General features: G+C 44.2%; 9 protein-coding genes and 1 tRNA gene. 3 read left to right on the top strand and 7 right to left on the bottom strand.

What is annotated here, in order from left to right:
* The 6 genes from IEY18_RS06695 to IEY18_RS06670 form a co-directional block, all read right to left on the bottom strand.
* On the bottom strand, positions 1–771 hold the full coding sequence (locus IEY18_RS06695) for a Na(+)-translocating NADH-quinone reductase subunit C (protein ID WP_188919032.1): 771 nt from the start codon (positions 769–771) through the stop codon (positions 1–3).
* A complete protein-coding gene (locus IEY18_RS06690) occupies positions 761–1,975 on the bottom strand; it encodes an NADH:ubiquinone reductase (Na(+)-transporting) subunit B (RefSeq protein ID WP_188919030.1) in 1,215 nt (404 codons plus the stop codon). Before IEY18_RS06690 ends, IEY18_RS06695 begins: the two co-directional genes overlap by 11 nt.
* Positions 1,975–3,336: a Na(+)-translocating NADH-quinone reductase subunit A gene (locus IEY18_RS06685; RefSeq protein ID WP_188919028.1), complete on the bottom strand. Its 1,362-nt coding sequence runs from the start codon at positions 3,334–3,336 to the stop codon at positions 1,975–1,977. The genes IEY18_RS06690 and IEY18_RS06685 overlap by 1 nt, the downstream gene beginning before the upstream one ends.
* A gap of 554 nt (positions 3,337–3,890) precedes the next feature.
* A complete protein-coding gene (locus tag IEY18_RS06680; RefSeq protein ID WP_188919026.1) occupies positions 3,891–4,529 on the bottom strand; it encodes a GGDEF domain-containing protein in 639 nt (212 codons plus the stop codon).
* A gap of 60 nt (positions 4,530–4,589) precedes the next feature.
* Entirely contained in the window at positions 4,590–5,492 is a 903-nt protein-coding gene (locus tag IEY18_RS06675) for an ABC transporter substrate-binding protein (protein WP_188919024.1), read from the bottom strand.
* A 222-nt stretch (positions 5,493–5,714) separates the two neighbouring features.
* Complete coding sequence (locus IEY18_RS06670; RefSeq protein WP_188919022.1) at positions 5,715–9,134, bottom strand: hybrid sensor histidine kinase/response regulator; 3,420 nt, start codon at positions 9,132–9,134, stop codon at positions 5,715–5,717.
* A gap of 179 nt (positions 9,135–9,313) precedes the next feature.
* Between IEY18_RS06670 and acs the strand changes: the two genes are divergently transcribed.
* The 3 genes from acs (at position 9,314) to IEY18_RS06655 (ending at position 13,507) form a co-directional block, all read left to right on the top strand.
* Positions 9,314–11,266 (top strand): acetate--CoA ligase, encoded by a 1,953-nt coding sequence (acs, locus tag IEY18_RS06665; protein WP_188919020.1) that lies wholly within the window; start codon positions 9,314–9,316, stop codon positions 11,264–11,266.
* 138 nt (positions 11,267–11,404) lie between these two features.
* Entirely contained in the window at positions 11,405–13,153 is a 1,749-nt protein-coding gene (gene radD, locus IEY18_RS06660; protein WP_188919018.1) for a DNA repair helicase RadD, read from the top strand.
* Positions 13,154–13,246: 93 nt separating this feature from the next.
* Positions 13,247–13,507, top strand: a complete 261-nt coding sequence (locus tag IEY18_RS06655; protein ID WP_188919017.1) for a GrxA family glutaredoxin — start codon at positions 13,247–13,249, stop codon at positions 13,505–13,507.
* A 188-nt stretch (positions 13,508–13,695) separates the two neighbouring features.
* Here the strand turns inward: IEY18_RS06655 and IEY18_RS06650 are convergent.
* A tRNA-Lys gene (locus IEY18_RS06650) sits at positions 13,696–13,771 on the bottom strand.
* Positions 13,772–13,894 lie beyond the last annotated feature (123 nt).

Below are 13,894 nucleotides of genomic sequence, written 5' to 3'. Positions count from 1 at the left end.
CTATACCTCCGAAGCTTTCAATTTATCGAAAAAGGTTTGGTAACCTTCTCGACCGAACCAAAAAGTCACTGCACGCTGAATACCTCTTGCAGTTTTCGTTGCGCCACTGACACTATCCACACCATGGATGTCACCGTCTTCTGCACCACCTTTGACGATGCGAAACGCAACATCACCTGACGCGTCAAACACTTGCTTGCCATGCCACTGTTTTACCCAGTCAGGTGCGCTGACAAAATCACCAATACCAGGTGTTTCACCGTGTTCGTAAAACACCACGTTTTCGATAGTATTGAGATCGGCTTTCACCGCTACATAGCCATAAATAATCGACCATAGACCTTTGCCGTGCACAGGAACAACGACATGAGCTAATTGCCCGTCCTTATCTGCGACTTTGAAAACGCGCACTTGATTAGCACGACGTTTAATTTTGGCGGTATCTTTTTTGGGTTTACGAGATGTATCAGGGTTAATCGCAGCCATACGCTCATCAAAATCCATCACCGCGTCATTGCTGTCCATTTCCCCTGTATCTAAATCGACGAGCATGGGTGTAACCAACTCATCAAATAGCTCTTGAAAACTTTGCTCACCGTCTAAATCGACATTTGCCGCAGTTAACACATACCGCTTCAACTCATCTCGTTTTTTGGCGAGCTTTCTTTCTTTTAAAATTTCTGCCGTACCTGTAATCATAAATGAGCACAGCAAACTCAAAGAAATCGTAAAGATCATGGTTCCCATGATGCTGTCTTTATTAAAGGCCATTGCGCTTTAGTCTCCGTTTGATGTTTGCTTGTGCAACGACATAGTCGAATATTGGTGCCCAAAGGTTGGCAAACAAAATCGCTAACATCATGCCTTCAGGCATCTTAGGGTTCACGACCCGAATAAGAACGACCATCAAACCAATCAACGCACCGTATGCAAATTTGCCTTGGCGTGTATATGATGTGGTAATCGGATCGGTCGCCATAAACATCATGCCTAACGCAAACCCACCCGTTACAAAATGCCAAGTCCACGGCATCGCGAACATTTCATTTTTAGTAGACCCAATGACATTGAACAGGACAGCAGTCGCAAGCATACCTGCAAAAACACCAGCGACGATTCGCCAATCAGCTAAACGAGTGAGTAGTAAAATGGCGCCACCAATCAATATGGCAAGCGTGCTCGTTTCACCAACGGCACCAGGCGTAAAGCCTAAAAAAGCATCGCGCCATGCAGGATCTTTAAAAGCATCACTCCATGAATAATCGGCAAAGTTCATACTTCCGGCAGCAACCTGACCTAAGCTTGTGGCGCCAGAAAATCCATCTACAGCAACTAATTGTGCTACGCCAGTGACTTCTGAAGGGTAAGCGAAGTAAATGAATGCAAGGCCGGCTAACGCTGGATTTAAAAAGTTGTAGCCCATGCCGCCAAAAAGCTCTTTGGCTACCACCACCCCAAATGAAATTCCCATTGCAACCAACCATAAAGGTGTTGCTACAGGTAAAATCAGCGTGAATAACAGAGCTGTCACGAAGAAACCTTCATTCACTTCCTGCTGCCTTGCACGAGCAAAGACAAACTCCCAAAACAGCGTCACAGCAATTGCAGTAAGATAGATAGGAATGTAAAAACTTAATCCGTAGAAAAATAAACTAACAAGACCGCTTTCCTCTGTAAGCCCACCAGTAAAGAGGTTGAACAGCCCAAGTTGCCAAGTCGCCAACGGTGTTGCACCTGATGCAACAGCTAGCTGAGCTTGCAGACCGATGTTATACATACCAAAGAAAATTGTCGGCAATAAACACATCGCCACAATTGTCATGGTGCGCTTTACATTAATCATGTCGCGTACATGGACACGACCTTTGGTTGAGCGTCCGTGGGCAATGATCAATGAGCGGAACAGGCCACGCATTGAGTTGCCATGTTCATAATAGGCATCTTGCGAATTTGCCTTATTTTTTGGCTTCCCCATTACCCTTCCCTCTCAATAATATCTAAACAGGTACGTAGTTCTTTGCCGAAATCATATTTCCCAGGACTAACGAACGTACATAACGCTAAATCTTCTTCGTCTAGTTCTAAAGCACCCAAGGCTTGCGCTTCATCAGTATCTTGCACAACAAGATCTCGCACTAAAAGGGTCGGTAAAATATCTAAAGGCATTACGCGGTCTAACTGACCAAATGCCAAAATTGAACGCGCCGCACCACGTGTGTTGGTGGTGAAATTAAATAGTTTTTTGCTTCGCTTAAAACCAGAAGTAATCGAACGGATCACGGAAAACTTGTCACTCCCGGGTTGAACCCAAGGCAGCAATTGATGCTCAGCATCTTCTTCTAATGCGGTGACTTGAACATGGAAACGACCTAAATAATCATGAGCGCCGGTTGCTTTATGCCCTGATAACACCGAACCAGAAACAACCCGAGGAAAGCCCGGTTTTAGCTCGCCATAAACCACATCGCTTAACTTTGCGCCAAGACAGGTACGAAGCAGTCTAGGTTGAGACACAAACGGACCCGCAAGTGAGATGACACGTTCAGTAAATAACTGACCGGTCATAAACAACTGACCAATAGCGATGACATCTTGGTAACCAATATGCCAAACCTGCCGCTCTATACTCACCGGCAGCGTAAAATGAATATGGGTTCCGACAATACCTGCAGGGTGGACACCGGCAAAGCGACGAACTTCAACCCCATCTAGATCTGCGCCTGGCAAAGACTCCTGAGCATCTTGACACAAATACACTTTCCCCTCAGATAAGTGCGTTAGTGCTTGGATACCTTGAGCAAAAGCTTGCTGCTGCTCGGCGATAATGACTCTGGGTTCTGCAGACAATGGATTACTATCCATCGCTGTAACGAAAATTGCAGCCGGCGTGTCGTTTAGTTGAGGTACATGAGAGAATGGACGAGTCCTTAAACTGGTCCACAATCCACTCGCCACTAGGTTTTGTTGTACGCTTTCTCGGTTTAACTCACCAATTTGCTCAGCAGTAGAGAAGGTAATTTCTTGCGCATCCTCTTCTTCATGGCACTCAATCACAACCGATTGTAAAACTCGTCGCTCACCGCGATTGATTTCGGTCACTACACCACTCGCGGGCGCGGTGTAAATAACACCTGCTGCTTTATTGTTTTCAAATAATGCTTGGCCTTTTTTCACAACATCGCCGACCTCGACAAGCATCAATGGCTTCATGCCAATATAATCTTCGCCTAGAATAGCGACAAATGATGAGTGCTTCGCATGCTCAATCTCTTGTCTGGGCTGCCCGGAAATCGGTATATCCAGCCCCCGGGTTATCGTTTTTACTTGATTAGTCAAAAGTCACCACCGCACACTTCAAGTTTTTTAAAATTTTGTACGATAGTATCCAAATGGCCAATTTTTTACCGCTACCAGCGTCACAAATTTACCAGAAATGTAATTTTACAACACAAATAAGAAATGCAATCTTGGAATGGATCAATAAATCACGAAGCAATCGCTCCGCGGTTAAATCCTGAAAGAACCTGACATGATTTACACATAAATGTTACAGACAAGGTATCCTTTTGGTAATCCTAAGCCGTAGTGCAACAAAAACTTGAGAAGAATAATGTAATTTTACGACTCAACAGCAATTTTACACCGTGAGAACGGCATTCGCTCAATAAGTCGCAAATCCTAAAGAAAGGTTGGATCGGAGGCAAATTGGAGGTTTTAGGCTCCAAATACAAGACGGGTGAATATACTGGGCACCACTCTTATTGAATAGCACTGTGTTGAAATCATGAATGGAAAGAAAGCCTATGATGATGACGTTGAGCAGACACATCTATAACTTTTAGCTTGCAGCGCCATCAGAGTGATGGCTTACATAAAGTTAGGTATCAAGCTTACATATATTGAACACGATTCCTGCCCGTTTCCTTCGCCTCATACAAAGCACTGTCAGACTTATGCAAAACCTCTTCAACCGTTTCTTCACCATTAAAGGAGGCGACGCCGATGCTCACGGTCAAAGAAAAGCTTTGTTGTTGATAATGAAACACGTGCTCTTCAACTTCTTTGCGAATTCTTTCTGCTAAAAATTTAGAACCGGCTTTTTCCTGCTCTAAACAAACAATAACAAACTCTTCACCACCGGTTCGACATGCCGTATCCGCCGCACGGGTATTTTTCTTCAATATGTCAGCAATATCTTTTAAAGCAACATCACCAGCGGCATGACCAAAGCTATCATTCACTTTCTTAAACCAATCAATATCAATATAAACAAGGGTTAACTCCAACTGCTGCCGCTTAATTATTTCCAGGTTTTGATTAACCACTTCTAAAAAGCACCGACGGTTAGCGAGCCCAGTTAATGGATCGGTTCGCGCATCAAACTCAGCCTTCTCTCTGGCATCCTTAAGTTGTTTCGTTCGAGCTGAAACAATCAATCTTAATCGATAGGCATGCAATAGCAGCAATAACCCGATGATCATCACAAATCCCAAAGCAAACAACTCATAATTGCGACGAATTACTGACATCAAACCATCATCGACATGATGTGAAAACAAAAATGGTCCGATCCCTTTAACCGGTGTTGCTTACTCTCCAGCATCCTGTAATACCTTGCCAATATCTCGCCATCGCTGCTCATTCATATAGCCGACTGGAACTATGTCTGAGTAAATCAATTTGACCAGTTCATTCGCTTCAAAAATCAACTGAGCTCGGGTTTTGTATTGCGAATTATACTCCTCCTCAATCAAGGTCACGATTTCATCAACATGATTAATCGCATACTCCCAACCTTTGAGCGTAGCTTCTCTAAACGCTGTCACTTGTGCGAGATCATCAGTCAGCTTTTGTTCTGTCGTTAACAAAATGTCACCGTAGAAGTCGATGCCATAATCTTTAGGATTAAAGCTATAAAAAGGTGTGTTGTTTAGATTTAACTCGTAGGTTTCATTGGTTACATAACCATTGTAAGCATCAATTTCTTCAAATATATAAGCGTCGAGTGATTGCTGGCTGCGAATCGCGACATAATCCGTACTTTCTAAGCCTTGCTTTCTAAGCATTGCCGTGATTTCAGCGTTCATCACGCCTTGGCTCAACATAATTTTTTTATGTCGCAGTTTTTCCATGTCGGCGTATCGACTAATCAAAACTGATGGAGAGTGTTGATAAATTGCAGCTAAAGCAACGAGTGGGACATTATTTAGCCTGTAAATCAGCGCACCAACTCCGCCAACAGCATAATCCACATTGCCGAGAATTAACTTGTCGATAGGAGTTGGTCCGGGTTGACGCTCAAGCAAGACCACTTTTAATCCAGCGTCTTGATAAAAACCTTTGTGAATCGCGGCATAGTAACCCGCAAATTGAAATTGATGGCGCCATTTTAATTGTACGGTAACTTCTGCCAAAGACTCGGGCTCGTCTTTAGCGGCTAGCTTAAATATAGCTAGTGCACTAAGCACTAAAATGTAGACAATAAATTTCACCACTCTACCCCGTGATGGGCTCTTTAACGCTTTTTGTTATTTTTGCGTTAAAGGGTCAATAGTGACCTGTACACTCCGAAAATGACAACGGTGCCATATCAGAGTTCATTTACAAAACTGAGTACTTAAAACACGAAAACTCAGCACCTGTAATTCAAGCATAGCAAGCATTTATAAAAGTGGATCGGAACTCCTCACAAATCCACTCATAAAGTGTGGGGTTTACACCAAACTCGATATAAGTGCTCGCAAAGCAGCGGGTTTCACCATTTTAGCCATGTAGTGATAACCACGTCCTTGGATGTCTTCTATCAAATCTTTTCTGGTATTGGCGGTAATCAAAATACCGGGAAGATCTTCTCCATACATCCCCCGAATGGCATCCATTGCATCAACACCATTTTGGCCATGATCTAAATGAAAATCAGCAAGTACAATATCGGGAGCAACGCCTTTCAATCCAAGTTTAATGCGAGCATCTGCAAGATCTTTGGCGCAAATCACTTCACATTGCCAACGCTTCAGCAAGCTCTCTAGACCTGCCAATATAGCCTCTTCATTGTCAATACATAAAACTTTGACCCCTGCGAGCGGCTGTAGCATTTTGGGGACTTTATTGGCCTTTGGTTCGGTGGTTGTTTGGCCTAGCGGCACTCGGATCGAGAACAATGAGCCCCGCCCTAAAATGGATTGAACCTGAATATCATGATCAAGCACTCGGCTAATTCGATCAGCAATAGCAAGCCCTAAGCCAAGTCCACTCACGTTTTTACTCGCTGGATTATCAAGCCGCTTAAACTCTTTGAAGATTTCATAGGTTTGCTTTTCATCAATACCACAACCGGTATCTAAGACTTGTATTTCGACCGCACCTTGCCGATGCCGACAACCTAACAAGACTTTGCCACCTTTAGCATAACGATAAGCATTGGTTAAAAAGTTTTGAATTGCGCGCCGTAGTAACGAAGGATCGGAATTCACCGTGACACTGGTAGGACACATACTGAAAGAAATTTGCTGATCTTTGGCCATTGCCGCAAACTCAACCGCTAAACCGTCAAACAGCTCAGACAGGGCAAAGTCTTTGCGATTCACATCAACCATCCCCGAATCTAGCTTTGATATATCGAGCAAATCAGTTAAAAGCTCTCCCGCTGTCTTCAGCGAGCTATTCACATGGGATAAGGTCGTTCTCCCTTCTTGATCGAGGTTCGGATATTGAGATAAAGATGCGGTAAATAGTCGAGCCGCATTCAATGGCTGCATTAAGTCATGGCCAACCGCAGCAAGAAAACGGCTTTTAGATGCATTAGCCATTTCTTCTTGGGCTTTGGCTTCTAACAATTGGCTATTCAGCAATGCCAACTCATAGGTTCGCTCTTGAACCCTAGCCTCTAGGTTTTCATTTGATTCTTTTAATGCCTTTTCCTGCAGACGATACTGAGTAATATCCGTAAATGTCATCACAAATCCACCGTCAGGCATTGGATTGCCTTGAATTTTGATGACTTTGCCGTCGGAACGTTGCCGCTCAGAAGTATGTTCGGTGCCGTTGCGCATATGCTGTACACGCTTTGCAACCTGCTCCTCTATATCGCCATCACCACAGTACCCCCTTAATGCATTAAATCGAACCACATCAGCAATTGGCATACCCGCCTGCAAAAAACCTTCAGGGTATTCGTACAAATCCGCATACTTAAAGTTCCACGCCACTAAATTTAAATCACTATCAACCACACTCATTCCTTCATAAGCATGCTCAATCGCAGCGCGCAGCATATCTTGGCTCAAAATCACTTTAGACGAAGCTTCATCAACCAGATTAAACACTTCGTCGAGCGCTAAATCACGTCCTTCCAAAACTGAGTCCATCACCAATTGCGCACTTGATGCACCAAGTACACCGGCAAGCATATGTTCCGTATGCGCGATTAACTCAGGTGGAGCCGCCTTATTCCAACTATCACTCTTAACCGCCTCAGGAGAGAAACGGCTAAAGCTCTCGTAAGCACGCGTTGGACTAACAAAGCGACTTGCGAGGATCAACAGGTCTTGTTGTGAAATCGGATTACTCTTCTTGCTGGCATCACGTCGAAGCTCACCGGGTGTAACAAACTCACTCGCTTGTATACGCTCGGCAACGCCAGCTCTAAACCATAGAGAACCGAGAATGTAACAAACCAAATTTGCCATTAATGCGGTTAGTGTATCGCTGACATTTGGAGTGATACTCTGCAAAAAACTAAGCTCACTCGGCAAAGCAGCGAGATTCTCTGTCGCACCTTTGACCAGGATGTAGCACCACAGCCCAAACCCCACAGCTAGGCCACAAAAGACCCCACTGCGGTTACCATGCTTCCAATACAACCCGCCGACTAATGCTGGCGCAAGTTGCGCAAATGCGCCAAATGACAACATCCCCAGATGCGATAAAGAATCGCTATCCGCGAGCATGAGGTAGCTGATATATCCAAACCCTAAAATCAACGCAATCGCAATTCGCCTTGCATTCAACAAAATGCTAGAAAACTGGCTAAAGTTTTTCTCTCGGATCTGACCTGTTTGCAGCATCACAGGCACCAACCATTCGTTACTCACCATAATACTGATCGTAACGACTGCGACAATCACCATACCGGTAGCGGCCGATAAGGTACCCAGCAATGAAATAATGGCGACTGATGGCATTTCTAATGCCAATGGCAAATTAATCACATAGGTATCGGCAGGTACCGTATTGCCCAGCAGTAATTTCCCCGCTAAAGCGAGTGGCGCAACAAACAAGCCAAATAGGAAGATATAAACAGGGAACATCCATCGAGAACGAGACAATATAGAAGCATCTGCGCACTCAACCACCATCACATGAAATTGCCGCGGCATACATAAGAACGCGGCAATACCGACAACTAAATCTGGTAGTAAAGACTCGATTCTCAATATTGGTTTTTCAATAAGTGAACGCTCAGCGGCCTGCTGCCAAATATCAGAAAAGCCGTCAAAATAACCGAAACTAACGGTGATACCCACTAGCAAGAACGCCGCGAGTTTGACCAAAGACTCAAACGCAATCGCCAGCATCATTCCAGGGTTGTGCTCTGTGGCATCGAGTTTACGGGTTCCAAACAGTATTGCGAACATCGCCAACAAACACGTCATGATTAAAGGCACTGTGATGCCATCAAGTGGTTGATTGGGTGGCTGGAACAAATTAAGGCTCGAGACCATCGCTTTGAGCTGCAAAGCGATGTAAGGCATGATGCCAAACAGTGCTATCAACGTGACAATCGCTGCAAGCACTTGTGATTTTCCATAGCGCGCAGCAATAAAATCCGCGACAGACGTAATATTATGGGCCTTTGAAATCACCACCATTTTGCGCAACATGCCAAAACCTAAGGTGAAAATTAGAATCGGGCCAATGAAGATTGGTAAGAATGACCAAAGGTCGCTGGCAGACTGGCCAACAGTGCCGAGAAAACTCCACGATGAGCAATAAACCGCGAGACTGAGTCCATAAATAGTGACCTTCAAGCGCTGGGTGATTTTACCAAACCAACGCTCAGCCCCCCATGCCATCCCAAAAAGGATGAAAACATAGAGTATCGCGATAAAAGCAACAAATAAGGTCAAGTTCATATTCGGACCCACTTTTTTGAACCTATTGTGCGTTAAATACGCCCCAAGATCCAGACAAAACTTTTACCGCAACACCATAAAAAATAAGGCTATTTTATCACTAGACCAATGTCTAATAGAGAATCATTCCCGTTGAGGACCATACTCATTGCCACGCATTCTAATAAAAGGGAAGCCCTATGAGCACGCAGTCTCTCTACAAAGTTTCAAGTGAAATTGCTAACAATGCACTTGTAAACGATGAAAAATATAAAAAGATGTACCAAGAGTCTATCGTTAACCCAGAAGGCTTCTGGAGGGAGCATGCCAGCCGAATTGATTGGATGACCCCTTTCACTAAAGTGAAAAAAACCTCATTTGACGACCACAAACTTTTCATCAAATGGTTCTATGACGGCACACTCAATGCGTCGACAAACTGTCTTGACCGCCACCTAGAAAAGAATGGAGATAAAGTCGCCATCATTTGGGAAGGCGATGACGCATCCGAGCAACGAAAAATTACCTATACCGAATTACACAGAGATGTTTGTAAATTTGCCAACGCCTTAAGAAGTCAAGGGGTTCGCCGCGGTGATGTCGTCACGATTTATATGCCGATGGTACCCGAAGCCACCGTTGCCATGCTTGCTTGTGCACGTCTTGGCGCTATTCACTCTGTTGTCTTTGGTGGTTTCTCGCCCGATTCTATAGCCAGTCGAGTTATCGATGGCAAATCAAGAGTCATCGTTACCGCTGATGAAGGCATACGTGGCGGACGAGCAATTCCACTGAAAAATAATATTGATGATGCACTAAATAATCCAGATGTAGATTGTATTGAAAAGGTCATCGTTCTGAACCGAACCGGTGGCAAAATTGATTGGGTCGAAGGCCGCGATGTGTGGTGGGAAGATCTGATGGCTACGGCTTCAGAGCATTGCCAAGCTGAGGAGATGGGTGCAGAAGATCCACTATTTTTGCTCTACACATCAGGCTCAACCGGTAACCCCAAAGGCGTGCTGCATACCACTGGGGGGTACATGGTTTATGCCTCCATGACCCACGAGTATGTCTTTGACTATAAAGATGGCGAAGTGTACTGGTGTACTGCTGATGTCGGCTGGATTACTGGTCACTCATACATGGTTTATGGCCCCCTCGCTAACGGCGCAACAATATTGATTCACGAAGGGATCCCGAACTACCCTAGCCCAGCAAGACTTGGGGAAATGATTGACCGTCACAACGTCAACATTCTGTACACTGCGCCAACACTAATTCGCGCACTCATGGCTGAAGGCAAAGAGCAGTTTAGTGGTTATAAAGGCGATTCGCTACGAATCATGGGCTCGGTTGGTGAACCAATCAACCCTGAAGCATGGCGCTGGTACCATGAGGTAATTGGCCATGAACAATGCCCGATCGTCGATACGTGGTGGCAAACTGAAACCGGTGGCATTTTAATCTCACCACTGCCAGGTGCAACTGATACTAAGCCAGGCTCAGCGACTCGACCTTTCTTTGGTGTGCAACCTGCCCTTGTCGACAACATGGGTAACATCTTAGAGGGAGCGACCGACGGTAACCTCGTTATGCTGGACTCTTGGCCTGGACAAATGCGTTCCGTCTTTGGTGACCACGATCGCTTTGTTTTGACTTATTTCAAAACCTTTAGGGGCATGTACTTTACTGGTGATGGCGCTCGCCGCGATGAAGATGGCTACTACTGGATAACTGGGCGCGTTGATGATGTGATTAATGTTTCAGGTCACCGCCTAGGTACTGCAGAGGTTGAAAGTGCCCTTGTTGCCCACGACTTAGTTGCTGAAGCCGCCGTAGTTGGTTACCCCCATGATATCAAAGGTCAAGGCATTTACGCCTATGTCACGCTAACCAAGGGAACCGAAGAGACAGAAGAGCTACGTCAACAATTACGCCAATGGGTTCGCAAAGAAATTGGCGCCCTTGCGACACCAGATCTAATTCAATGGGCCTCAGGGCTACCGAAAACTCGTTCAGGTAAAATTATGCGCCGTTTCTTGCGTAAAATTGCTGCCAATGAGGTCACTAACTTAGGGGATTCTTCTACGCTGGCGGATCCAGCAGTAATCGATACCCTAATTGAGAGCCGCTTAAATAAGGAAGAGTAATTTAAAAGAACTTCGTGTTGTTGTCATTTTGACGAACTAGTGGTTGTTTGCACCTGTTCGCCCCTCATTTATGAGGGGCTTTTTTCTTTAGGTATGCTAAATTGCTTGCACTTAGCATGAATCCAAACCTATCTATTCGTGAAGCTCAGAGATTACCAAACCCAAGCGGTCAATGCCGCTGTAAACCACTTTCGGCAAAGCCAACAATCCGCAGTGCTCGTTCTGCCAACAGGTGCGGGAAAAAGCATAGTGATTGCGGAACTCGCACGCATCGCGAGAGGTCGTGTTTTAGTGCTAACCCATGTCAAAGAACTGGTCGCACAAAACGCTGAGAAAGTAGCGTTATTAACTCAAAAACCGGGTATTTACGCTGCAGGACTTAAGCAAAAAGACACGGATGAGAAAACCACGGTAGCAAGTATTCAATCAGCAGCTAAAGCGGCCCACAAATTCCACCAGACCTATTCGTTAGTTATCATTGATGAGTGCCATCGCATAAACCCTGATGAAAATAGTCAATATCAGCAATTACTATCTGCACTTAAAGAACATAATCCCAAGATTCGAATTTTAGGTTTAACCGCAACCCCTTATCGCTTGGGTATGGGCTGGATTTTTAAGCACCATTATCACGGTAAAATTGGCAACACAGAAAACCCAGTATTTGATCAATGTGTCTTTGAATTACCGATACGTCCTCTCATCAAACGCGGCTATCTCACCCCGCCAAAAATTTATGATGGTTTAAGCGCCCAATATGATTTTTCTTCTTTGGTCGCAACACATTGCGGAGAATATCCAGAAGCCCAAATCAACAACATTTTGAACCATAGTGGCCGAGCGACCACAGCAATCATTGACCAGATCACTCAGCTTGCAGAGCAGCGTCAAGGCGTAATCATTTTTGCAGCTACCGTTCAGCATGCACATGAAATTATGACCCGGTTAGACCCACAAAAATCAGCGCTAATTACCGCGACGACAAGCCATCATGATAGAGACAATATCATCACCGAATTTAAAGCCAAACGCTTAAAGTTCATCGTTAATGTCGCGGTACTGACCACAGGGTTTGACGCACCCCACGTTGACTTCATTGCCATACTACGCCCAACGGCTTCGGTCAGCTTATTTCAACAAATGGTTGGGCGAGGATTGCGTTTAGCGGAAAATAAATTAGATTGCCTAGTCATTGATTACGCAGCGAACGGTTACGATCTCTATTTTCCAGAAGTAGGTTTTCATAAACCAACAAGTAAATCTGTACCGGTTCAAGTTCATTGCCCAGAGTGTCAGTTTGCAAACATTTTTTGGGGGTTAACAGATAATGATGGTGACATCATTGAGCACTATGGTAGACGTTGCCAAGCTCTGATTGAATCGGGTACTACAAATGAAAAAATTCAGTGCTCTTTTCGTTTTCGCAGTAAAGCTTGTCCTCAATGTGGGGCAGAGAACGATATTGCGGCAAGAAGTTGTTTATCATGTCAAACGGTTCTTATTGATCCAGACAAACGATTGCAGCAAGTTTTGCAACAAAAACATCACCACTTATTCAAATGCCACGACATGCATTTCGAATCCGCTAATAACACCCTCACAGTGCGTTACTTTGATATAGAAGGTAATGATTTCGAACGCCACTTTAAAATGCAAACCCCAAAACAAATCAATGCTTGTTTTGCGCTATTTATCCATCCGCATAATCGCACGCCTGGCATACTCAAACATACATACAAAAGTTCGGATGATATTGTGAAATATAAAGAAGATTTCCGTGCACCCGATATGATTCTGCTGAAACAATCTAAGAAGCACTGGCACCATGTTGAAAGCTTCTTTGACTACCAAGGTCGTCATCAAACCCTGAACTCTTTGAGCGATTAAAAGAAGAATCCGATTAACCTGACCTGTATTTATCATTATGAGTGGCTTAGCGAATATGTTATAAATTCACCAAGTTAAAAATTAGGAGCTATTATGTTTGTTGTTATTTTTGGTCGACCAGGCTGCCCTTATTGCGTAAGAGCAAAACAGATTTCAGAACAGCTTGAAGAACAGCGTGAAGATTTTAAGTTCAAGTATGTTGATATTCATGCAGAAGGCATTAGCAAAGCAGATTTAGAAAAAACGGTCGGAAAGCCTGTAGAAACAGTACCGCAAATTTTTGTTGATCAAAAACATGTCGGTGGTTGCACTGAGTTCGAACAGTTTGTTAAAGAAAACCAGCTTTTGGCATAATCGAACTTCAATACAACATAAGGAGGCATAACGCCTCCTTTTTGTTTGTCCATTCCAATAAGCATTCGGTTGGAAATAAGCAGAACTGAATTTTTGAACTGAGTTCCGAGCTTATTGGTTAGCAAAAAGGACACAAACCACACTACCTAGCAATAAGTATCATTGAATTTTAAAGAGATAATTTGAAATGGTGGGTCGTGAAGGATTCGAACCTTCGACCAATTGGTTAAAAGCCAACTGCTCTACCAACTGAGCTAACGACCCGTATTTAGACTACGCTTGGTAAGGGTTGGTACAACAGCGAACAACATGCTTTAAACAATAATTTCGCTATAGACCATTTAGATTTTGTGCTGAATAGCATTCTGAATTAAAGCCAAACCGGCT

The sequence above is a fragment of the Shewanella gelidii genome (genome assembly GCF_014647855.1).
Lineage (GTDB): Bacteria > Pseudomonadota > Gammaproteobacteria > Enterobacterales > Shewanellaceae > Shewanella > Shewanella gelidii.
The sequence above is the reverse complement of the archived record's forward strand: the minus strand, read 5'-3'. Positions and strand labels throughout refer to the sequence as shown.

What these genes read in the sequence shown, in the direction of transcription:
- IEY18_RS06680 (WP_188919026.1), bottom strand. Translation starts at nt 4,529, where the DNA reads ATGTCAGTAATTCGTCGCAATTATGAGTTGTTTGCTTTGGGATTTGTG.
- IEY18_RS06670 (WP_188919022.1), bottom strand. Translation starts at nt 9,134, where the DNA reads ATGAACTTGACCTTATTTGTTGCTTTTATCGCGATACTCTATGTTTTC.
- acs (WP_188919020.1), top strand. Translation starts at nt 9,314, where the DNA reads ATGAGCACGCAGTCTCTCTACAAAGTTTCAAGTGAAATTGCTAACAAT.
- IEY18_RS06655 (WP_188919017.1), top strand. Translation starts at nt 13,247, where the DNA reads ATGTTTGTTGTTATTTTTGGTCGACCAGGCTGCCCTTATTGCGTAAGA.
- IEY18_RS06690 (WP_188919030.1), bottom strand. Translation starts at nt 1,975, where the DNA reads ATGGGGAAGCCAAAAAATAAGGCAAATTCGCAAGATGCCTATTATGAA.
- IEY18_RS06695 (WP_188919032.1), bottom strand. Translation starts at nt 771, where the DNA reads ATGGCCTTTAATAAAGACAGCATCATGGGAACCATGATCTTTACGATT.